The sequence below is a fragment of the Aquimarina megaterium XH134 genome (assembly GCF_000520975.1).
Lineage (GTDB): Bacteria > Bacteroidota > Bacteroidia > Flavobacteriales > Flavobacteriaceae > Aquimarina > Aquimarina megaterium.
The window spans coordinates 502,190-525,181 of sequence record NZ_JACB01000001.1 but is presented as its reverse complement, the minus strand read 5'-3'; the positions used below and the strand labels follow the sequence as shown (position 1 = coordinate 525,181).

The window sequence follows — 22,992 nt, the reverse complement described above, 5'->3', positions numbered from 1 at the left end:
CATTAAAAATGGTAGATTTTTTTCCTATTGGTTAAAGACTAAAAGGTAATTGATTTAGATCAACATTTCCTCCTGAAATAATAATACCTATTTTCTTATTTTTAAAAATGTTTTTCTCTTTTAGCATAGCTGCCAATGCTACAGCAGAAGATGGTTCTGAAACAATTTTTAAGCGTTCCCAAATTAGTCTCATGGCCTCTACAATTTCTTCTTCTGTAACTCGTGTTATCTTTTTTACATATTGCTGGATTATAGGAAAATTTTTATCTCCTAATTGTACCCTAAGCCCATCTGCAATAGTATTTGTAGTCAAATTAGATTCGATAACTCCGCTTTGTAAAGATCGATATGCATCATCAACTTCAAAAGGTTCTCCTCCAATTACAGTACAATCATTTCCAAAATGAAGAGCAGATAAAGCTGTCCCTGCAATTAAGCCTCCGCCACCAACTGGTGTAAATATGTAATCTAAATCAGGTTGTTTTTCTAACAGTTCTTTACATGCGGTTCCTTGTCCTAGGATAACGTTATTATCATTATAGGGATGCACAAAAGTAGCTCCTTCTTTTTGTGAGATTTCTTTGGCTGTATTTTCTCTTGCTGCTAGTGTAGGTTCGCATTCGATGATATTTCCTTGATAACCTTTAACCGCATCTTTTTTAACTTGAGGGGCATTAGAGGGCATTACGATAAATGCTTTGATGCCCAATTTTAGAGCTGCAAGAGAAAGTGCTTGTGCAAAATTCCCTGAAGAATGTGTAACGACACCTTTTTGTTTCTGTTCTTCGGTAAGTTGCATAATTGCATTTGTAGCTCCTCTCATTTTAAACGCTCCTGTTTTTTGAAAGTTTTCACATTTAAAATAAAGAGTTGCTCCTGCTATTTCATCAATTAATTGAGAGCTAAACACGGGTGTTTCATGAATATATGGCTCAATTCTTTGATGAGTTTGAATCAGGTCTTCTTTCTGCATAGGTTTAGTGTTGAATCTAGTTGAGAATTAGAAAATTTTACATCAAATACTTATTTTGATGGTTTTATTCTTCAAATCTAAGATTATATTTTATTATCTATAACTATCTAAAATTATAGTTGTTTTTTCGATTTCAGGATCACACAATCCCCATTTTCTTTAATAAGAATGAAGCATTCATATTCTGGCAAACTCCATCTTTAAATTTATAATCAAAGAATAACTCGTCATTTACAATTTGAGCATCAAAAAAGCGGTTTTCTACTTGATGTAATTCTGATGCAATTTCACAAAGACTTAGATCATGTGTTGCTATAATACCTGTTGCTTTTGCCTTAACTAGTCTTTCTACAAATTTACGAGATCCTGCTGCTTTGTCTTTACTATTAGTGCCTTTTAGGATTTCATCAAGGATAATAAAGTACTCGTCTTTTTCTAGGGCATTTACAATTTTTTTAAGCTGTGTTAACTCTGAAAAGAAATAAGAGGCGTCATCACTTAAAGAGTCTGATGTTCTCATGCTACTAATCAATTTAATAGGGCGATATTCGCATGATTTTGCACAAATAGGCAATCCTATGTTTGACATCACAATTTGTAAAGCAACGGTACGCAAAAACGTACTTTTCCCAGCCATATTGGCTCCAGTGATGATTAAAAACTGCTCTTTGTCTATAGTAATGTCATTATCTATTCTTTTATGAGTATTAAGCATTGGATGCCCCAGTTCTTTGGCTTTGAGTATACTATTGTTTGATGTTATCTTTGGGTATACATAGTTGGGGTGATTAAAGGTAAAATTACCCAGAGAATTATACGCATCAAAAAAGGCAATAACCTCGAACCATTGTGCTACTTTATTATGATTTTTGGCAATCCATCGTTCGATACGATAACTCTGTAGAATATCCCATAATAGTAATCCGTTGGCAAGAACTCCAAACATCATATTATTACGTTGATCAAAGGCATTAAGAATACTAGCAAACTGTTTTAGGGTTTGCGAAGCTTTTTCTTTGTCGCTAATTACCAATTGTTGTTTTTCTTGTAATAGGGCGGCTTCAAAATTTGCATTTTCAATTTTATCTACTAGCTTATAATACTGCTCAAAGGTATCTTTTACTTTATTGGCATTACTATATAGTTTGTTGATTTTTTTAAGCTGTGTCCCGGTTATCCCCAAGCCAATAAAAAACCAAATCAAAAACATAGTAAAAGTAATCATATCCAGAAATAGTAGCGTTAATAATATCAACGAGATGCCAGATACTATTGTAGGGAGTCTACGCATTACCTTAGGGACAAAAGAGGTGTAGTTTTGTAACCATTTTTGTATTAAAGAAACCGAAACTGTTACATTAACCAATGATGCAATGGCACTAAATTCTTGTCGCCATTCGGGGAGTTTTGAGGTGTTTTTTATTGCTTCTTGTTTTTTCTCGATATGATTAATAGCATTAGCACTAAGGATAGTTGCTAATTTGTTTTTTCCGGCAAGGGTAGTTGTGCGATTGGCATATTGAAAAAAAGATTGCTCTCCAAAAAGGTCGATATCATGACTATAAGGATGTGTAGCATCGATATACTCTTTTCCTGGAGTAAGCTTTGTTACATCACCTTCAAAAACATCAAGCTCTAGTGTGTTGATGTCGATTAGCTTTTGTAGTTTATTTTTAGAATAAGAGAGATCGGTATGTCGGTTTACTAAAAATATAAAAGCTGTAATTCCTATAATACTACTACCAATGATAATCTGGGTATTGGGATATCCAAAGTATATCCCGGCTACTATTGCCAAAAAAACAAACAGACGTATAGTACTAGAGATGGTAAGTTGTTTTTTTATTTTTTTTAGCGATACAGTATGAAGAGAAATTTGCTCTTTATAAAATTGTTGTGGGTTGTTCATTTTGTACTTATCAAATGAGAATATCGAATACCTCTCTGTAAAAAGGGTTGAGACTACAAAACTCCCTTATTATCCCTAGAGATGGTTGTCAATGATTCTAATGTTTTTTTACTATTAAAGATTTTCTAATTCTTGTTTTACCTTTTTGGTCAGACCACTTACTACTAAGTCATAAGAGTGATTGATCAATTCGAGTATCATATTAGTAGGTAAACTACCAGAAAAGTTAACAGTATTCCAATGTTTTTTACTCATATGATATCCTGGAGTTATTTCTGGGTGATATTCGCGAAGTTCGATAGCACGATCAGGATCACATTTTAAGTTTACACTAAAAGGCATTCGATTTAATCCTGTTAAAGCAAACATTTTACCCATTACTTTAAAAACCAAGGTGCTTTCATCGAAAGGGAATTCTTCTGTAACTCCTTTTTTTGATAAACAATATTCTCTAAATGCTTCGATGTTCATTTTTAAAAGGTTATATATTTAATTTTCCCATCACCCATGAAGGGTTGTCTATACTATCAAATCCAAACTGCTGATACAATTTATGAGCATCTTTTGTAAGTAACATCCATCTTCGAATGGTTTGTAGTTTGGGGTGACCCATAACAGCTTGCATTAATTGCTTAGCATATCCATTTCCTTGTTGTTGTTCTATAATAAATACATCCATTAAGTATGCATATACTACATAATCGGTTAACACCCTTGTAAAACCGATTTGTTTTTCATCGAGATAAATCCCGAAACACATCGAATGTTCGATAGTGGTTTGTATTTGTTCTTTAGTCCTTCCTTTTGCCCAATACGAGCGAGTTAAAAACTCATGGATAAAGTTGATATCTAATTTTTCTTTATCGGTAGAAATAACTATACTCATTGCTCTTTATTCTAACTGTTTTGCGTCTTTATTATTGTTTTCGATTTTTAAAGCAGAATAATCCAATGTCCATCCAATAGATTCTGCAAGAGTTTCCATAAGTGAAATAGCTGTTAGGGCTTCTTTTTTTGCAGATTCCATGAGTCCACTCTGAGGGATTTTATCTTTTATAAATTGCTTAGCTTCTTTGTTAAGATCTGTAAGGTCACCAGAGGTAAAAGGATTTAACCAACCTTCTTTTTTGTCATAGTACTTAAAATCGGTTTCTATAGTTAAGAGTTTTGGCTGCGGAAAATGGGTAAGGATAATTCGTTTATTTTTGGTATCACTCTCTAGTGCTATTTGGGATAAATCAAATCCTACATATGCTTTGGCTTCAATAATAATTAATGCTTTTTTGGTTCCTGAGAGTAATTTGAAAAACTTTTCTTTTACGCTTTCATAATGGTAGATTTCAGCAAAATCGCCTTCAACAGTAACTAACTTGCAAACGCTTTTGATTTTTTCTTTAAGTACAACAGATTGTGTTTGTACAGATGATTTATTTTTTGCGGCACTAAATCTTGCAAAAATAAAATAGGCTAGAATAGCCCCCCCTAAAAGTCCAATAAACAATAACTCCATGGCGTAAAGATATGAAGAATATCGTTTAAGAAAATAAAGGTGTTCATATTAATTAACCATTAGAGAAAACCCTTCTTTAATCAAACGATCAACATGATTTTTGCCTACTTTTATAGTAATTGTAGGGCCAGAACAAACCTCGCAGGCTTCGCACATTGCGATATCTTTTGGAGTAATATTTTCGAAATCTTTAAGCTCGATGTTTAAGTCTTTTAGGTAGTTGTACACTTTATTTTCTAATGTATTTCCTTCTGCATGTAACCACGGTTCTTTGCATTGCTTAGTCGTTATTTTAAGCTTTGCCAAATCGGTATTAGAATCTGTTTTTTTGTTATCATCACCAGAACAGGAGAATGAAAAAGTAGTACATAAAAAAAGAACACTAAAAAATTTCAGTAAGGAAGAAAATGGTATTGTTTTCATGATTTTTGAACTTTGATCTATTACCTAGATGAAATGCTATCAAAAAAGTTGTCTGTAGAGATTGTTATATTTTAGTTAAAAATTTTAATCTAGTCCCTTTTTACCTATTTCGCCCAGATGTGTGAATTTAAACCCTTTTTCATATTTTAGACCATATCCCAGAACCCTGTCGAAAGCAGCGTGCGAAAAAAGAATGATTCCTGAAAGTTGTATTAATTCGTTCGAGAAATATATTCCTATAACATATATCGAAATTGCTATCCCTTTATGATGAAATATATTATAAGTGAATGCTCCAATTTTATTATTTATAATGTATCCTAACATTCCAATGTCGGGTATAAGGAATAAAGCTAAAAATAACCACCATGAGTAGGGTAATAAACCAAATAAATATACTCCTAATCCGAGCATTGCAATTTCTTCAAGTTGCAGAGTTGTTTTCATTTTCACAACATTTTATACAAGATAGGTTTACTTGGTGAGGCATCATTTACAAAAGATGCTATCTGAAGATTAAGAAGATATTGCCCATCTGGGATTTTGGGATCTACATAAATCATTTCTGTGATGGTGGCATGATGTCGGGTTGCTTTGGGATAGTCCCAGAAGGCCTTGTGGGCTAATAATTTTCCATCATCTTTTTCTTTATCTACCGACGGCAAATCAATGAGAAGATGTTCTATATTCAACTTTCTAATATAGGTAGCAGCTTCTTCTGTAAGATACGGCCAGTTGGTATTAGAGTAGTGTTTATCGCATTTATTCTTTGTATTTGGAAGCGTTCTTATGATAAGTGCTTCGGGCTGTACAGAAGTTATCGCATTTTCAATATGATCTTTGGTGATTATATGATCTTCTTCTTGCTTTTCTGGTAAGATAGAAATGACTTCGGCGATAAAAAAGTAGTGTTTTAATGCATCATTGATATTATAGAATTCGGAAGTGATATGGCCAACACACTCGGTATGAGTACCATGACCATGAGGGTTGAAATAAATATTATTAAAGTTGGTTGAAGCGCCTTCAGATACTTTTCCGATCCATTCTCCATCGGTTACAGGCTCAATTCTTGGGGCATCAATATACCAGGCATTTACATTTTCTTGCGATGCTCTTAAAGGAATGGATATATCTAACGGTTTTGAAAGATCAATTTTGTAAGACTGATTATTGTGTTCTATTGTCGTAATCATATGTTCTTCCAACTATTTTTAGGGAGAAAATCACTCTAAATTTAGTAAGAAAAGATCACTTGCAATACCATCGCTTAAAAACTTTCCTTTTTTGGTTACAAATAATGTATCGCCATCTAAACATAAAAGATGAGTATCAATATGTTTTTGAGCTTGTTTAAGGAGGTACTCTTTGTATTTTTCTCCTAAATCCTTTTCTATTCTTTGCAGAGATACACCCCAAATGGTACGTAATCCTGTCATAATATATTCATTGTAAGTATCGGTAACGGTTAAGTTTTCAATCTCTCGGGGTAGTTGATTTTGTTGTAATGCTTTGATATATTTTACATTGTTATTAATGTTCCAACTTCGTTGTTTTCCGTTATAGGAATGTGCAGATGGTCCAATGCCCAAATAGCGTTTCCCTTGCCAATAAGCAGTATTGTTTTTACTAAAATATCCGGGTTTACCAAAATTAGATAATTCATAATGCACAAAGCCTTCTTTTTCTAAAGACGCTACGAGGATTTCAAAATGTTTTTGTGCCAAATCATCATCAATCGAAGGAATTTTTCCTTTCTCGATCAATTTTGGTAATGCGGTGTTAGGCTCTACTGTTAAGGCATAGCAAGAGATATGCGGCACTTTAAAATCTAATGCTAATTGGATATTTTGTTTCCATTGATTTATTGACATATTTGGGATACCATAAATCAAATCTATCGAGATGTTATCAAAGTAACGAGTCGCCACAGAGAGGCATTTTTTAGCTTCTTTAGCATTATGAGCACGATTCATCATTTTGAGATCTTCTTCAAAGAACGATTGAATACCTATGCTCAAGCGATTTACATTACTTTTGGTCAATAATTTTATTTTTTCTTCGGTAAGATCATCGGGGTTAGCTTCGATTGTGATTTCTGCATTATTAGCAACACGATAGTATTTATAAATCACATCAATAATACGCTGTAACTCATCTATTGATAGTACAGTTGGTGTACCGCCACCAAAGTATATGGTTTTGATCGTTTCGTTAGTGTCAACTTCTGGTTTTCGCAGTTTAATTTCATTACATAGGGCAGTAATCATTTCATCCTTTTTCTTCATTGAGGTCGAAAAATGAAAATCGCAATAGTGGCAAGCTTGCTTACAGAAAGGAATATGGATATAAATACCGCTGATATTGATAGATTTTAGAATTACGATTTATAGATTTGAAATCATCAAAAATCATAATTTGTAATTATTTTTTTATGCGTTTTTCGTTCTGTTTTACAAAAGCCGCCCAACCTGTATAGCTTTTGCCAACGATGTTGGCTCGGCCCATATTATAAAAATGACATACTGCTGCGGCCAGACCATCGGTAGAATCCAGGTTTTTGGGTAAGGTTTTGAGTTGTAAGAGGCTCTGTAACATTTTTGCAACCTGTTCTTTAGTAGCATTACCATTACCGGTAATTGCCATCTTGATTTTTTTTGGAGAATACTCGGTAATTGGTACTTCGCGACTCAGCCCTGCTGCCATGGCTACTCCCTGGGCTCTCCCTAGTTTAAGCATAGATTGTACGTTTTTACCAAAAAAAGGAGCTTCTATTGCGATTTCATCGGGGTGATAGGTGTCAATAAGTTCTATAGTACGTTCAAAAATAAGTTTTAGTTTTATATAATGATCGTCATACTTACCAAGTTGAAGCTCATTTAATTGTAGAAAAGACATTTTTTTATTTTGAACTTTAATAAGTCCAAACCCCATAATTGTGGTTCCGGGATCAATACCAAGTATAATTTTTTCGTTACTCAAAAGAAAGAATATGTTTTATAGTACAAAACTACGCAATTAAGAATAAGTACAGCTTTAATCGATATGTATTACCAAAGGAAGCTTATAGAGTGTAGTGACAGGTGTGCTACGTGTATGAGCAGGTTTAACCTCTGGTAGAGAGCGAATACTTTTTTCTAAACGGTCTTTTAGATCTGGAATTTGCGCTTCTATATCGGGCGGTAAATTAAAATCTTCGAGTATGATTTTCCCCTCATTGGTTATAAGTAAAGGAACCCAGATGGTATCATTAACAGCTTCTTTTACAGTAATCGTATGTTTTATAAGATCGTTATGTATATGTTGTGTGATTGTATTCTGAAAGCATTGTTCTAGTTCTTCTTCAGATTTTCGTTTACAAACTGCAAATAGCGGAGGTTGTTCTACCTCATTCCAATTTAGTTTCTCTAATCCTTCTTTTATGATATCGTCTTTATGCTCTTTTTTAAGCACAAAATCTTTACATGAAAACAACGTAAAAACCAATAGACCTATATACCAATTCCTTACACTCATTATGCGTAGACTATTTCGGATAGCCAAACTACATAAAATTTTTAAGAGAGAGAAATGATGATATTATTAAAGCCGAAGTTGTGTGCTTCGGCTACCTGATCTTGATCTTTATTAGATTTTATCTTTTCATATTTAAAAATTAATGAGTAGGATCATTATCATTTAGATCTAGAGTAATATTATAAGATGGAACATTCTTACCTTTATCAGTTTTAATAACTGTAAAGTCAAGAATATCTTCACCAATTTCATTTGTTTTCTCATCTTTAAAGTATGCTATACAAACTCCATCTACTGTTTTTTCGGCATAATTGTCACCATATGAGATAATAAGCCTGTATTCATTTTCGGGTATATTTCTAATAAAATACACTTCATTTCTTTTTATATAAGCTGTTCTAATACTTTTTTCTGTATCTAATGTAACAATTTGAACTATGACTTCAGCAGTATTACCAGTTGTAATCCTTAGATAATTATCTAGTTTTTTGTCGTACGAAGAATTTTGATTAGGACATTTGGGCTCAGCCTGCCCATAATTATCTCCATTAACAGTGGTGTTTGATTCTTCAGAAGACCCATCAGGTAATTCTGATTCTTTTTTTGTCATATCAATAGATAAATTATAGGATGGTATATTTATTCCTTTTTCCGTTTTTAGAATATTGAAATCTAGAATATCATCACCAATTTCATTTGCTTTTTCATCTTTAAAGTATGCTATGCAAACTCCGTCTACTGTTTTTTCAGCATAATTGTCACCATATATGATATTGATCGTGTATTTTCCTTCAGGTATATTTCGTACAAAAAAAGTTTGATTTTTTAAAAAATGAATAGTTCTTATTTTTTCCGAAGTTTCGGTGGAAATAATATCAAGAATAGCTTCAGAACTTTTTCCGTTTCTTACTTTTAAATAATTGTCAAGGTTTTTATCGTATAAAGATTGTAGATTGGGACATCGAGGTTCATGGCTTATTGATGGATTTGAGGAATCAGAATTTTCATTACTTTTTGAATTTTCAACAGTGTTAGTTAACTGGTTTGATTCTTCAGCGCAAGAGGTATAAACAAGTATTCCTGCAAGGATAGGAATCAATAGTAGATATTTAAATTTTGCTATAGTCTTAGATTTGGATTTTTGTAACATAAGAATTCGTTTTTTGATTAATGATTGATTAAAAAATTGATTGACAAATGTGATTTTCTGTGTTTGAAAAGTCACATTTAATAATTGTTCGATATAGTTTTTTTTATCTATAGTTGCAATAACAGTTGCATCTGCGATATATTCGTGTAATATGGTAATTCTAGATTGGTATATGTGTATTATTGGATTCCACCACAGTACAATCTTAAGTAGTTCGAACCATACTTGATCTAATGAATGTTTCTGTTCGACATGTACAATCTCATGGATTAGGATTTGCTTTTTTTCTGCTTCACTCAAAGTATCTCCCAGATAAATAGTATTCCAAAAAGAAAAAGCCTGATTGCTATTTGGAAGGGTGATAATCTTTTTGCTATTAAAATTAGTTTTAAACGAAACAGTTTTCAAAACTTTAAGTTTATAAAACTTTAGTATAAGTAACAATAAACTTAACCCCGCTCCGGTACAATATATAACCATCCACCAATTCGTCGAGTTTTGATCGGCTCCTGTTGTGCCAAGAACAACTAAGTTTTCAGAAGAAATTGTAATAACCCGTTCTAGTTTTGTAACATACACTTGAGATGTTTGATTTCTAAAGGCCTGGATTTTTACAAAAGGCAGAACTAATGATAAAAGCGGTGTAATAATCAAATACAACCTATTCCAGTTAAAGAAGGTGTCCTTTTTATGAAAAACATCATAAAGCACTAGAAATAGTACTTGAAAAATAACAGTTTGTAGTAGGTAGTAGAGCATGATTTCTATTTTTCTTTATCTAATTCTTTTAAAATCTGTTCGAGATCTTTGATATCCATATCGTTCTTTTTTACAAAAAAAGAGACCATATTTCTAAAAGATCCATTAAAATAATTGTTCATCAACTTGTTGAGAGATTGATTGCTATATTCTTCTTTTTTAACAAGAGGGAAGTAGATATATCCTTTGCCTTTTTTACGATGAGAAACAAATTTTTTGTTTTCCAGAATTCTTATGATGGTAGAAATGGTGTTGTATGCAGGCTTGGGTTCTGGCATTTGCTCAATAATAGAAGCGACATTAGCTTCTTCTAGTTGCCATAACCACTGCATTACTTCTTCTTCTGCTTTTGTGAGTTGTTTCATCTATTTGTTATTAAATTTAGGTTCAGTAAAGCGAAAATAATTTAACTAAAAACTTAGTTCTATAAAACAAATATAACTAAAAAATTAGTTTAAACTAATTTTTTAGTTAAAAAAATGAAGATAGGATGTGTGTTAAAAAACTAAGATTCAGAATTAATCGTTACCCGTTATTCGTTTTTGCGAAGATAAGTTGATCTCTGTTGTTTGTACTTCAAATACAATAGGTAAGGTATATACGTCTTCAAAAACTTCTTTCTCTTTTGAGGAGGTTTTTTCTGATTTTGGAATTGTATACGGAAAAGATTGTAGGGTTTTTATGGCTTCTAATTCTAGCTCCATAGATGATGACTTTGCCTGGATATCAACTATTCGACCAATTTGATCGATTTTAAATCGCACGTACACTCTGTTGGTTCCTGGTTTTGCATATGGTGTTATTTCGGCAATATTATAATTGGCATCTACAAATTCTTGTATTACGGTAATAATGCAGTTTTGTCTTATGCGTTCATTGGTCGAATCTTTGCATTTTAGAATTGGATTATTTTGGGAAAAAGATGCCGAAAATATCATCAATCCAAAAAGTAATACTAAAAAAGATCGCATAATTTTGGGGTAGTTTTAAATCAATTATAGGTTTATTTGTATTTGCCGGAGCAAAAAAATAAAATAAAAATGTATTAAAATAGATATGAAAGCATTAATAGATGAAACGCATTGTTAATTGATATTGGCGTAACAAATCAGAAACATTTTCGTCATATAAATAAAGAGTATGGATATAGCGTTAATCATCATAGGATTTTTATTTTGCCTTCTGGGTTTGGTAGGAAGTTTTCTTCCTGTATTACCTGGGCCGTTTACTTCGTGGATAGGGTTGTTGATTATTCATTTTACAGATGCTATCCCACAAAACTGGACTTTTTTAGGAATTACTTTAGGGATATCTATAGTGGTTTGGGTTCTTGATTATATCGTTCCTGCTCTGGGTACAAAACGGTTTGGAGGTACCAAATATGGGATGATAGGTAGTTCTATTGGCCTTATTATTGGGATCATTTTTATGGGGCCTTTTGGTATCATAATAGGTCCTTTTGCAGGAGCTTTTATTGGTGAACTTATAAGAGATAGTAGTGAGTCTTCAAAAGCATTAAAGGCTGCTTTTGGTTCCTTTATTGGTTTTTTGGCTGGTACATTTCTTAAGTTTATCGTATCTGTAGGATTCCTTATATTCTTTTTTGTAAAAGTATGGGAGAATTGGGGAGAACTGTTTTAAGTTCCTGTGCAAATACTATAATTACATTATTTTAGCGTGTAGATAAGTTTTGTGGTAATAGAAGCCGTTTTTTCTCTTGAAGAAGTGTTTAGTGCTCCACCCCAGGAATGATCTTCTCCAGAATATTTGCCAGTTATTTGAAAAATACCCATTTTGGCAAGAGTTAGCTCGCCGAGTGTTGATCCAGAATTCTTTGCTATTTTCTCTGCTCTTAATTGCGCATTTTCGGTTGCTTTTGAAATCATTTCGATTTTTAGCTCTGCTAGTTTTGTATAGTAATATCGCGGTTTTTTTGAAGAAAACTGAACTCCTTTGTTTAATAATATTGTGATCTCTCTAGATATTTTTTCAACCTTTTCGATTTCATTAGAGTTTATTTTTATGGTTTGCGATAGTTGATATCCTGTAAAGCTTTCACCAAGATAATTACCAGTACTAGAGTAATTTGATTTTGTAATACGATTGGTTGTCACTGCATCAAAAACTACAGTTTTTATATCGATACTGTTAGCACTTAAATAATCGGTAACCGTTTTTTTATCTTCTTTAAGATCGTTATACGCTTGTTGCAGGTCGGTATTTGCTTTGATGAATTCTCCTTCCCAAACAATAAGATTTGAAGTGAAATTGGTGGTACCATGACCTGTTACTGCAATTGTTCTTTCGGGTTTATTGCGATTCATATACGCATTCCCTAAAACTATAGAAGAAATAACTATGGCTAACGAAAATAAAACAGAACTAATATTGGTTTTCATTTTTTTGAAATTTTATGCAGGTCTAAGGTAAGCATAAAAAAAGCGTTGAAATCCCCAGAATACAGTGAATTTTAGATGATTAATTGTTAAAATTATGATTATGTGTTCTTATTTTGAACTTGATCAGAAAAGAATCATCTTTCAAACTTTGAATTATGTATACTGTGTATATTGGATTCATTTTATATTGAATTAAAAAAAGCCTCTCCAAATTTATGGAAAAGCTTCTCATCGGTTTACTACTAAACCATTCTCACATTAAACGTGAGACAACACAACATTTTCTTGCTAAAAAAAAGCCTCAACAAATATTGAGGCTTTTTTGCAATTTTGCGGTCTGGATCCCGAGTACTCGGGAAACCCGCGATGTCAATTTTTATTTTGAATTAACCTGAGGTAGAAATTTTTATTTTTCTGTTTTTTAAGAAAACGTTCTCTTTTGATTGCATCACTTTTTGAAGAAAACTCTTCGGTATAAACTAGTTTCCACGGAATTTTTTTAGAAGTATATCTACTGTTTCCATTATTGTGTTTGTTTATTCTTTCTTCAATATTAGCAGAGTATCCGATATAAAAAGAATCATCTTTCAAACTTTGAATTATGTATACTGTATATATTAGATTCATTTTATATTGAATTAAAAAAAGCCTCTCCAAATTTATGGAAAAGCTTCTCATCGGTTTACTACTAAACCATTCTCACATTAAACGTGAGACAACACAACATTTTCTTGCTAAAAAAAGCCTCAACAAATATTGAGGCTTTTTTGCAATTTTGCGGTCTGGACGGGACTCGAACCCGCGACCCCCTGCGTGACAGGCAGGTATTCTAACCAGCTGAACTACCAGACCAAAGCCTTATTGCGGATGCAAATATACACCTCATTTTATTACCTGCAAATGTTTTTTTTGTTTTTTTTGTTTTTGAAATAGTTAACTTATATAAATTTCTGTCTTTCAACAAAATAAGTGGTTAATATTTTATCAAAATCTTTTGTGGTATCGGCCTCAACATATTTTATACCATATTGAGCACATTTCATTTTTAAATCATAAAAATAAGAAGATACTGCTTTTTGATAATTATCTTTTATGTTATCGGCATATAAATTGATATGATCACCTGTTTCTACATCTACAAATCGAGTAGGTCGGTTGCTAAAATCAAAATTTAATTCTTTCTCACTATCAAATGTATGAAAAAGAATAACCTCATGTTTGTTGTATTTAAGATGTCTAAGAGCTTCAAATAATTTTTCGGGATTAGAGGTCGCTTGTAGCATATCTGTGAACAAAAAAATCAATGATCGACGATGTATTTTTTCGGCAATCAGATGTAGAAACTTAAACGTATCCGTATTTTTGCTTTTGGAGGTACTCGTTATAGTTTTATTTAATTGGTTAAGTAGCATTTGATGATGTCTCTCACTACCTTTTTCTGGAGCATAATAATCATATTCATCACTATAAATGCTTAATCCAATAGCATCACGTTGTTTTTTAAGAATATTCATTAAACAGGCCGTTGCTAACACCGAAAAACTAATTTTGTTTAATGAGCCCAGGTGATGCTCCTTTACATAAGGGTAATGCATAGAAGAAGAATTGTCGATAATGATATGACATCTTAGATTTGTTTCTTCTTCATACCGCTTGGTAAATAGTTTATCTGTTTTGGCAAAAAGTTTCCAGTCTATGTGTTTAGTGCTTTCTCCGTTATTATACACTTTATGTTCTGCAAACTCTGCAGAAAAACCATGAAAAGGACTCTTATGCATACCAGAGATAAAACCTTCTACGACTTGCTTGGCAAGTAGCTCCAGGTTAGTAAACCCTCCGGTTTTATTAATCTCTTTTTGAATGTCCATAGGTAATGTTCTTTTATAAAAAGCGAAGATCTATATCCTTAATATATTAATGATAACAATATACGTATTACAAAATTAGTATTCATAAAAAAAAGGTTTGACATATAGCCAAACCTTTTTTATTTTTTAATAATGTTCTTCTACAAAAGAGAGTCTAATGCTTCTGCATATACATTCTTAGGAGAAACTCCTACCTGACGTCCTACTACTTCTCCATTTTGAAAAACCAATACTGTAGGAATATTTCTTACACCGTATTTTGCAGCAAATTCTTGATTTGCATCAACATCTACTTTGCCTACAACGGCTTTTCCATTATACTCTTCACTAATTTGTTCGATGATAGGGCCTACCATTCTACATGGACCACACCAAGCTGCCCAAAAATCAACCAATACAGGTTTGTCACTTTTAAGTACTACCTCGTCAAAAGTAGCGTCTGTTATTTCTAGTGCCATAGTTATTTATTGTTTAAAAATTCTTATTATTTTAAATATTCACAAAATTAGTCAATAATTCTACCAAAGCTTACATCAGTAATATTTGTTTTGACTATAGGGTTATTTGGTTTTCTGATACCAAATATAATATGAAAGTATTACTTTATAGCAAATTACATCTCAAAAATGAGTGATATGAGCTTAATTATTTTAGAATTTTAAGTTGTTTGGATAGATGTTGTATTGAAACCAGATGAGAAAATAATACAATAGGAACTACTACTGATGCTAACCAAACAAATGGAAAATACAACAAAGCAATATTAGGCTGATCAAAGCCAAACTGCTGAAATGGGAAAGGAAAGGAAAGTATAGCATTTACCACTATAAATAATAATAAGAATAAGCATACCAAATTCCATCCTATTAGAAATTTGGGAGAGGCGATTTTGTGTATATATCCAAAATAATATATAAATGGAGCTGTTATTCCTGCAAGAATATCAAAATTTCTACCCGAAAAAGTCATGAGTTCTGGTATAGATTGGTGTAAAAATAACCAGTATAATACGAACTCTATCGGTATTCTTATGATATGGAGTAATGTGAGTATTTTGATATTAAGCTTACTAATAAATGTCTTTCCTTTTTGCATAAAAAACAAGAGAATGATAAATAGCAGAGGAGGAATAATAGCTAAACTAAAGCGAGGAGGTAGTGAAGTATCTAAATAAAAAGATGAATATCCTAATATCGCCTGTATACTTGCCCATATTATAATAAGAGACAAAACTCTTTTTGAACTATGCGATGCTTTGTAAAATAAAAAAACAGTAATACACGTGGTGATAATAAAAATAATTGAAATATAAGGGGCTAAATTTTCTAACATAACAGAGTTTTATACCTAACAAAATTGCTGCGTATTATATAGTGTTATGAGCAATTGTACTTGGTGTTATTTGAGTACATGTTTTTTGTTACAACATATAATCAAAACAAATGTAGTAGGTTCCCAAATCAAAATTCTTGACTTATGACAAGAAAAGTAATAAGCGATAAGTTTCTGGTAGTTTTCTAGGTATAAGAAAATTATATTCGACTTAACTGTTTTTTATTACCAGTTTTTTTTCATAAATCACAAACTACTTCTGTATATAGATAGTTTAATTTAACTTATAATAGATGGATTCATCCTCAAGAGCTATCAGTAATTCTTGAGAAATGTTTACTTTTTGTTTTCGACTAGGCATGTGCAATTTTAATTGTTCGGCCATTTCGTAGATTACAAAATTAAGTGTATGATTTCCCGAATGTTCTGTTAGTAATTCTTTTAGGTTGTCTATTCTAGAATCAGAAAGCTCATTAATATCCATTTGAATTGTAAGCTTTCTTGCATAGGTTTCCATCACATCGTGTAGTAGTTGGAAACTATTAAATTGTATCCTTGGATCTCCTTTTTTGCCTGTATCACGATTTACCCAGCCTTCTTTAATAAAAGCTTTGGCATATACAAATGTACTTTTAACCAGGAAAGGACGATGTTTTAAATACTCTTCGCCAAAAATTCTGAATTCATGGGCTGTGTTATAATCTTCTATCACAAATGTAGCCCAGCCTTTACCGTTTTTGGATGTGCGATGTTCTACGTTAGAAATTACTCCTCCAAAAGAAATTTCACGATTAATGTTGCTTTCGAGATCTGCAAAATTAAGCAAGGTACCATTACAGAAATATTTCATTTCATATTTAAAATCATCTAGCGGATGACCAGAAAGATATATTCCTACTACTTCTTTTTCTCGGGCTAATTTTTCCATTGTTCCCCATTCTTCACAGGGTGGTACAATGGGTTCTGGGATTTGTACATCGCTCGACTCTCCGAATAAACTAACTTGTGAAGAATTTTCACTTTCCTGAAATTTGGATCCATATCGTACTGCTTTTTCTAAGAAAGTGACACCATCTCCTTCTTCATGAAAGTATTGTCCTCTATGAGTTTCAGAAAAGGAATCAAAACCTCCTGCCAAAGCTAAGCTTTCAAATGCTTTTTTGTTAGCTGCCCTAAGATCGATACGTTTAGCGAGGTCAAAGATCGATCTGTATGGTCCGTCTTCTTTTCGGCTTTCTACTATGGTGGCTACAGCACCAGTTCCTACTCCTTTAATAGCTCCCATTCCAAAACGAACGGCCCCATCTTTGTTTACCGAAAATTTACGGTAGGATTCATTTACATCGGGTCCAAGAACATCTAGCTTCATGCGTTTACATTCTTCCATAAAGAAAGTAACCTGTTTGATGTCGTTCATGTTATTAGAAAGCACAGCTGCCATATATTCTGCGGGATAATGTGCTTTAAGATATGCTGTCTGATATGCAATCCAGGCATAGCAGGTAGAGTGAGATTTGTTAAATGCGTAAGCAGCAAAAGCTTCCCAGTCTTTCCATATTTTTTCTAGTTTGTCTTCTGCATGGCCTTTTTCTGAAGCTTGTTTTATAAACTTAGGCTTCATCTTATCAAGTACTGCTTTTTGTTTTTTACCCATTGCTTTACGAAGTACATCGGCTTCACCTTTGGTGAAATTTGCTAGCTTTTGCGAAAGCAACATCACTTGCTCTTGATACACTGTAATTCCGTAAGTCTCTTTTAAGTATTCTTCACAAGCTTCGAGGTCATAGATAATTTCCTCTGTACCGTGTTTTCTATTGATGAAACTAGGGATATATTCTAATGGTCCTGGGCGATACAAGGCATTCATTGCAATAAGATCGGCAAAAACAGTAGGCTTAAGTTCCTTCATGTATTTTTGCATCCCGGGAGATTCATATTGGAACACCCCAACAGTTTCTCCTCTTTGGAAAAGAGCATAGGTTTCTTCGTCGTCAAGAGGGAAATTTTCGGGATCTAATTCTACTCCATGTTTTGCTTTTACAATCTTAACAGTATCCTTAATTAAGGTTAATGTTTTTAATCCCAGGAAATCCATTTTTAGTAACCCGGCATTTTCTACCACAGAGTTGTCAAACTGTGTGCAATACATATCAGAATCCTTAGCTAATGCTACGGGGACAAATTTGGTAATGTCGTCTGGTGTGATAATAACACCGCAGGCGTGAATCCCAGTGTTTCTAACAGAACCTTCTAATACTCTTGCCTGGTTAAGTGTTTCTGCTTCAAGGTCACTACCTTCGGCAATATTAAGAAGTTCGTTAACTTTTTCTAACTCATCACTTCTAAATTTTTTCTTTAATATAGCTTCGTCTACACCAAAAATCTTTCCGAGTTTCGACATGTTAGGGATAAGCTTTGCAATACGATCTGCATCACCAAGAGGAAGGTCTAGTACTCGTGCAGTATCTCGTATAGAAGATTTTGCCGCCATTGTACCGTAAGTAATGATCTGTGCTACTTGATTGGCACCATATTTTTCGATTACATAATCCATAACACGACCTCGACCTTCATCATCAAAGTCAATATCAATATCGGGCATACTTACACGATCTGGATTTAAGAAACGCTCAAAAAGTAAATCGTATTTAATAGGATCGAGATTAGTGATCCATAGACAATAAGCTACTGCTGATCCTGCTGCCGATCCACGACCGGGGCCTACAGAGACTCCCATATCCCGAGCTGCACGAATAAAGTCTTCTACAATCAGGAAATATCCCGGATATCCGGTTTTTTCAATTACTTTTAATTCAAAATCCAGACGTTCATCTATTTCAGGAGTAATTTCATCGTAACGAATCTTTGCGCCCTCATAGGTGATATGTCGTAGATATGCATTTTCCCCTCGTTTGCCACCATCGATTAAATCTTCTTCAGATTGAAATTCTTCTGGGATATCAAAAGCTGGTAACAATACATCTCTGGCAAGCTCAAAAGGTTCTATTTTATCTACAATTTCCTGAATGTTTATGATGGCTTCAGGCAAGTCTTTAAAAAGGCTTTTCATCTCTTTCTGAGACTTAAAATAGTACTCTTGATTGGGTAATCCGTATCGATATCCTCTACCACGACCAATAGGGGTAGCTTGTTTTTCTCCGTCTTTTACACATAAAAGAATATCGTGGGCATTAGCATCTTCTTTTTCACAGTAATATGTGTTGTTAGAGGCAACGAGTTTAATGTTGTGTTTTTTGGCAAATTGAATCAATACCTGATTTACTCTATTTTCATCTTCTTGGTTATGACGCATAATCTCGATATAGAGATCATCTCCGAATTCCTGATGCCACCATAGTAATGCTTCTTCAGCTTGTTTTTCTCCAATATTGAGCACTTTACTAGGAACTTCACCATACAAGTTTCCGGTAAGGACAATAACATCTTCTTTATATTGTTTGATGACTTCTTTGTCAATCCTGGGAACATAATAAAATCCATTAACAAAAGCGGTAGAAGACATTTTGGCCAGATTGTGATACCCGTTTTTGTTTTTTGCTAACAGTACTATTTGATATCCGTTATCTTTTCTGGACTTATCTGTGTGATTTTCGCAAACAAAGAACTCACAGCCTACGATAGGCTTCATTTCTATACCTTCTGGTTCTTGTCCATTTTCTATTGCTTCGGCATTAGCTGCTTTTACAGTTTTATTGTGATTAGAGACTCCCTGAACAAAATGAAAAGCTCCCATCATATTGGCATGGTCTGTCATGGCGACAGCATTCATCTTATGTTGTGCAGCTACTTTTATTAAATCAGGGATACTGGTTGTTGATTGTAATACCGAGAACTGAGTATGATTATGCAGATGGGCAAAGTCAACTTTATCCAGAACAGCAATATTATCATCGATCTCTTGTTGGGATAAGTTAGAATCTCCTTTTTTTGTAAGAGCTTCCTGGATTTTTTGAGAAGCCTTTTTAAGATTTATGTGTTTTAAACCTATTAGCTGAATCGTTTGAGGATTAGCCTCTACGAAATTTTGAAAATAATCTGGTGCTACATCAAGTTCTTCAATGGTAAAAACTTGTTTACGGATCAATTCAAGAAAACATCGGGTAGTAGCTTCTACATCGGCAGTAGCATTATGTGCTTCGCCAAATGCAGTGCCAAATAGGTGTTGATGAAGTTCTGTAAGTGTAGGGAGTTTAAATTTACCTCCACGACCTCCCGGGATTTGGCATAATTCTGCCGTGACTTCGGTACAGGTATCTAAAACAGGAAGCTCTTGTAAATTATTTTCTAGGCCAAGGCGGTAGAATTCTGCACCCATAATATTAACATCAAATCCAACATTTTGTCCGACAACAAATTTAGTTTTGGATAGGGCAATATTAAATTTATCTAATACTTCTTGTAGTGTAATCCCGTCTTGTGTTGCTAACTCAGTGGAGATACCATGAATTTTTTCTGCATCATATGGGATATTAAATCCATCAGGTTGTACCAGGTAATCCTGATGTTCGATACAGTTTCCCATAGCGTCGTGTAACTGCCATGCGATTTGTATACATCTTGGCCAGTTATCGGTATCGCTAATAGGGGCATCCCATCGTTTGGGTAACCCGGTGGTTTCAGTATCAAAAACTAAGTACATAAAAAGTGGTATTTCAAGAAAATCATCCCTTACAAAGGACTTTCAAAAATAACCAAAATGATACTTCGATTTTCGAAAAGTTATTCAGAATTATTAACTATAGTTTTATGTGTTATCGATACAAGAAGGTAAGTGTATGAAAAAAGCGATCATTTCATTAATGATCGCTTTTTATGAGCAAAGTCGAGTAGGGTAATTATTTAGGGGTAATAAATATTAATAACCAAAATCAAAGGAACCTTGTGATATTTGAGAACCACTTCTGGTTTCAAATTCAAAACTTCCACTAATACATTTGGTTTCGATATCGTGACTCGTAATAATAAGAGTTCCTGACAATGCAGAGGACTTATCATTATTTACTTCGTAAGAAGCACTATAATTCCCAGATCCGGTTAGTGGGTATGTGCCTGGTGCTACATTAGCCATAAACACAATATTTACTTCTTCGGTTTCATTGGTAGCAGTAATGAGAATAGAAGCATCATCTACACCAAATAATTTGGCAGTATGATTATCAGTAATCATTTCTGTATTATTCACCAAAGCAGTTAAAGATGCATTAAGTAAACAAGGGTTAATTTCTTCGGGTACCTCTTCTTCAATTGTACCATTTTCTAATGGTAGTCTATAAAACCATCCATTATTAAAATCTACTGGATTGCCATTGTCATCTTTAAGATCTTTAAAATGAAAATTACCAGAAATTTCATTGTTATATATTTCTGTTATTGACACTTCACCTTCGGTTTCTCCGTCTTTAGAAATGAATTTTGTTTGATTTTTTTGAAAACTAACCTTACTTATAGTTTGAAGAGCAGTCTTATATGTTCCAACATTAGTAGATGTAGTCGTAAAGCTTATAGATTTATCTCCTGAGCTTCCTGATATTACTAATGTACCATCTTCATAAATAACAGCTTTTTTAATAGATGATCTAAATAACTCACCATCAATTTTTGCTTGTAAAGCTGGTGTGTTTATTTCGATATCTGTAGAGCATGAAGTTAAAAAAAGGCAGATTACTGCCATTAGAGGGGTAATTTTTTTAATCATAGGCTTGGGGCTTTAGTATGATTTTCTTACGGAAAAACCGTAAAAATATGTTTACACCTACAAACATATAATGAAAATATTAAGAAAACAACTTTTTCATCGAAAAAAAGCATATTTTATCGATGAAATACACAAAATAATATTTTTTCCTAATAAAAACCGGGATTGACGAGTGTTTTTTGCCATAAAAACAGAGTTTGTGAACCTGTTTTTTATACATTATTTCTATAAATGATTATTTTACAGAGAATAAACTTTTATTTGTTGATTCGAATTGATTAAAAATAGTTATCTTTGCGCCCTTAATTATGAATAGGGTCGAGTACCCAAAAATTAATTTATATGCCTGTTAAAATTAGATTACAGAGACACGGTAAAAAAGGGAAGCCTTTTTACTGGATCGTAGCAGCAGATGCTAGATCAAAAAGAGATGGTAGATTTCTTGAAAAATTAGGAACTTATAATCCTAATGTAAACCCAGCAAGTATTGACTTAGATGTTGATGGAGCTGTAAAGTGGTTACAGAACGGTGCACAACCTACCGATACTGCAAAAGCTATTTTATCTTATAAAGGAGCTTTACTAAAAAATCACCTTGCTGTTGGAGTAAAGAAAGGTGCTTTAACAGAGGAGCAAGCCGAAGAAAAATACCAAGCTTGGTTATCTGAAAAAGAAGGATCTGTTGATGCAAAGAAAGATGCATTGGCAAAGGCTGAAGCGGCGGCAAAAGCTAAAGCTTTGGAAGCAGAGAAAGAAGTAAATGCTAAACGTGAAGCTGCAGCAAAAGCTGAAGAAGTAGAAGAAACTGCTGCTGAAGCGGAAGAAGCTGCTACAGAAGAAGTTGCTGAAGCAGAAGTAACAGAAAAAGCTAGCAACGAAGAAGAATAGTTGCATTATTGACGATGAAGAAAGAAGAATGCTTCTATCTAGGTAAAATCGTAAGTAAATTTAGTTTTAAGGGCGAGGTATTGGTTAAATTAGATACTGATGAGCCCGAAAGTTATACGAAAATGGAATCAGTATTTGTTAACTATAACAATAATCTGGTTCCATTTTTTATTGAAAAATGTTCACTACATAAAAGTGATTTACTACGTATAAAATTTGAGGATGTAGATTCAGAAGAAGATGCAGACGATCTCATGAAAGCAGAACTATACTTACCACTTACGTTGTTACCAAAACTTGAAGGAACTCAGTTTTATTATCACGAAATAATTGGTTTTACTATTATTGATACTGTTTTTGGAGAAGTAGGAATTATTAAAGCTATTAATGACACAACTGCTCAGGCTTTGTTCGAGGTTGATCGTAATGGTATCGAGATTCTTATTCCTATGAATGATGAATTTATTGATAAAATTGATAGAGAGTCAAAAACCATTACTGTTCGTACTCCCGAAGGACTCATTGATTTGTACCTTTAATCTTATTTTA

General features: G+C 33.2%; 24 protein-coding genes and 1 tRNA gene. 3 read left to right on the top strand and 22 right to left on the bottom strand.

Features of this window, described 5'->3' with window-relative positions:
* Window positions 1–31: 31 nt before the first annotated feature.
* The 14 genes from Z053_RS0102485 to Z053_RS0102420 all read right to left on the bottom strand — a co-directional run bounded on the left by Z053_RS0102485 (window position 32) and on the right by Z053_RS0102420 (window position 11,211).
* The gene (locus Z053_RS0102485; RefSeq protein WP_025663452.1) at window positions 32–973 is read right to left on the bottom strand and encodes a threonine/serine dehydratase; all 942 of its coding nucleotides are present in this window, start codon (window positions 971–973) and stop codon (window positions 32–34) included.
* Between the two features lie 139 nt (window positions 974–1,112).
* Window positions 1,113–2,882, bottom strand: coding sequence for a MutS-related protein (locus Z053_RS0102480; protein WP_025663451.1), 1,770 nt, complete (start codon window positions 2,880–2,882; stop codon window positions 1,113–1,115).
* Window positions 2,883–2,996: 114 nt separating this feature from the next.
* The gene (locus Z053_RS0102475) at window positions 2,997–3,353 is read right to left on the bottom strand and encodes an MmcQ/YjbR family DNA-binding protein (RefSeq protein WP_025663450.1); all 357 of its coding nucleotides are present in this window, start codon (window positions 3,351–3,353) and stop codon (window positions 2,997–2,999) included.
* A gap of 10 nt (window positions 3,354–3,363) precedes the next feature.
* Complete coding sequence (locus tag Z053_RS0102470) at window positions 3,364–3,768, bottom strand: GNAT family N-acetyltransferase (RefSeq protein WP_035094633.1); 405 nt, start codon at window positions 3,766–3,768, stop codon at window positions 3,364–3,366.
* Window positions 3,769–3,774: 6 nt separating this feature from the next.
* Window positions 3,775–4,392: a DUF4230 domain-containing protein gene (locus Z053_RS0102465; RefSeq protein ID WP_025663448.1), complete on the bottom strand. Its 618-nt coding sequence runs from the start codon at window positions 4,390–4,392 to the stop codon at window positions 3,775–3,777.
* A gap of 48 nt (window positions 4,393–4,440) precedes the next feature.
* On the bottom strand, window positions 4,441–4,815 hold the full coding sequence (locus Z053_RS0102460; protein ID WP_025663447.1) for a hypothetical protein: 375 nt from the start codon (window positions 4,813–4,815) through the stop codon (window positions 4,441–4,443).
* 84 nt (window positions 4,816–4,899) lie between these two features.
* Complete coding sequence (locus Z053_RS0102455; protein ID WP_025663446.1) at window positions 4,900–5,262, bottom strand: DUF4260 domain-containing protein; 363 nt, start codon at window positions 5,260–5,262, stop codon at window positions 4,900–4,902.
* A gap of 2 nt (window positions 5,263–5,264) precedes the next feature.
* Complete coding sequence (locus tag Z053_RS0102450) at window positions 5,265–6,011, bottom strand: cyclase family protein (RefSeq protein WP_025663445.1); 747 nt, start codon at window positions 6,009–6,011, stop codon at window positions 5,265–5,267.
* Window positions 6,012–6,041: 30 nt separating this feature from the next.
* Window positions 6,042–7,178: a radical SAM family heme chaperone HemW gene (gene hemW, locus Z053_RS0102445; RefSeq protein ID WP_025663444.1), complete on the bottom strand. Its 1,137-nt coding sequence runs from the start codon at window positions 7,176–7,178 to the stop codon at window positions 6,042–6,044.
* 61 nt (window positions 7,179–7,239) lie between these two features.
* Entirely contained in the window at window positions 7,240–7,797 is a 558-nt protein-coding gene (gene ruvC, locus Z053_RS0102440; protein WP_025663443.1) for a crossover junction endodeoxyribonuclease RuvC, read from the bottom strand.
* A gap of 54 nt (window positions 7,798–7,851) precedes the next feature.
* Complete coding sequence (locus Z053_RS0102435; RefSeq protein WP_025663442.1) at window positions 7,852–8,331, bottom strand: hypothetical protein; 480 nt, start codon at window positions 8,329–8,331, stop codon at window positions 7,852–7,854.
* A 139-nt stretch (window positions 8,332–8,470) separates the two neighbouring features.
* Window positions 8,471–10,240 (bottom strand): M56 family metallopeptidase, encoded by a 1,770-nt coding sequence (locus tag Z053_RS29750; RefSeq protein ID WP_025663441.1) that lies wholly within the window; start codon window positions 10,238–10,240, stop codon window positions 8,471–8,473.
* A 5-nt stretch (window positions 10,241–10,245) separates the two neighbouring features.
* Complete coding sequence (locus Z053_RS0102425; RefSeq protein WP_025663440.1) at window positions 10,246–10,605, bottom strand: BlaI/MecI/CopY family transcriptional regulator; 360 nt, start codon at window positions 10,603–10,605, stop codon at window positions 10,246–10,248.
* A 153-nt stretch (window positions 10,606–10,758) separates the two neighbouring features.
* Window positions 10,759–11,211, bottom strand: coding sequence for an energy transducer TonB (locus tag Z053_RS0102420; protein WP_035094630.1), 453 nt, complete (start codon window positions 11,209–11,211; stop codon window positions 10,759–10,761).
* Window positions 11,212–11,380: 169 nt separating this feature from the next.
* Between Z053_RS0102420 and Z053_RS0102415 the strand changes: the two genes are divergently transcribed.
* The gene (locus tag Z053_RS0102415; protein WP_025663438.1) at window positions 11,381–11,881 is read left to right on the top strand and encodes a DUF456 domain-containing protein; all 501 of its coding nucleotides are present in this window, start codon (window positions 11,381–11,383) and stop codon (window positions 11,879–11,881) included.
* 26 nt (window positions 11,882–11,907) lie between these two features.
* On the opposite strand, the gene Z053_RS0102410 is transcribed toward Z053_RS0102415, so the two are convergent.
* The 8 genes from Z053_RS0102410 to Z053_RS0102375 all read right to left on the bottom strand — a co-directional run bounded on the left by Z053_RS0102410 (window position 11,908) and on the right by Z053_RS0102375 (window position 21,555).
* A complete protein-coding gene (locus Z053_RS0102410; RefSeq protein WP_025663437.1) occupies window positions 11,908–12,639 on the bottom strand; it encodes an SIMPL domain-containing protein in 732 nt (243 codons plus the stop codon).
* A gap of 369 nt (window positions 12,640–13,008) precedes the next feature.
* Complete coding sequence (locus Z053_RS0102405; protein ID WP_051475967.1) at window positions 13,009–13,266, bottom strand: GIY-YIG nuclease family protein; 258 nt, start codon at window positions 13,264–13,266, stop codon at window positions 13,009–13,011.
* A gap of 151 nt (window positions 13,267–13,417) precedes the next feature.
* Window positions 13,418–13,491, bottom strand: a tRNA-Asp gene (locus tag Z053_RS0102400).
* Window positions 13,492–13,577: 86 nt separating this feature from the next.
* Window positions 13,578–14,507, bottom strand: coding sequence for a DUF58 domain-containing protein (locus tag Z053_RS0102395; protein WP_025663435.1), 930 nt, complete (start codon window positions 14,505–14,507; stop codon window positions 13,578–13,580).
* Window positions 14,508–14,647: 140 nt separating this feature from the next.
* Window positions 14,648–14,965, bottom strand: a complete 318-nt coding sequence (gene trxA / locus Z053_RS0102390) for a thioredoxin (RefSeq protein WP_025663434.1) — start codon at window positions 14,963–14,965, stop codon at window positions 14,648–14,650.
* Between the two features lie 187 nt (window positions 14,966–15,152).
* Window positions 15,153–15,737 (bottom strand): hypothetical protein, encoded by a 585-nt coding sequence (locus Z053_RS0102385; RefSeq protein ID WP_241459803.1) that lies wholly within the window; start codon window positions 15,735–15,737, stop codon window positions 15,153–15,155.
* Between the two features lie 376 nt (window positions 15,738–16,113).
* Window positions 16,114–20,499, bottom strand: a complete 4,386-nt coding sequence (gene dnaE / locus Z053_RS0102380) for a DNA polymerase III subunit alpha (protein WP_025663432.1) — start codon at window positions 20,497–20,499, stop codon at window positions 16,114–16,116.
* A gap of 216 nt (window positions 20,500–20,715) precedes the next feature.
* On the bottom strand, window positions 20,716–21,555 hold the full coding sequence (locus Z053_RS0102375; protein ID WP_025663431.1) for a DUF6252 family protein: 840 nt from the start codon (window positions 21,553–21,555) through the stop codon (window positions 20,716–20,718).
* Between the two features lie 342 nt (window positions 21,556–21,897).
* Here Z053_RS0102375 and Z053_RS0102370 point away from each other — a divergent pair, with 342 nt between their 5' ends.
* Both Z053_RS0102370 and rimM read left to right on the top strand, forming a co-directional pair.
* Entirely contained in the window at window positions 21,898–22,443 is a 546-nt protein-coding gene (locus Z053_RS0102370; RefSeq protein WP_025663430.1) for a 30S ribosomal protein S16, read from the top strand.
* Between the two features lie 14 nt (window positions 22,444–22,457).
* Window positions 22,458–22,982, top strand: a complete 525-nt coding sequence (gene rimM / locus Z053_RS0102365; RefSeq protein WP_025663429.1) for a ribosome maturation factor RimM — start codon at window positions 22,458–22,460, stop codon at window positions 22,980–22,982.
* Window positions 22,983–22,992 lie beyond the last annotated feature (10 nt).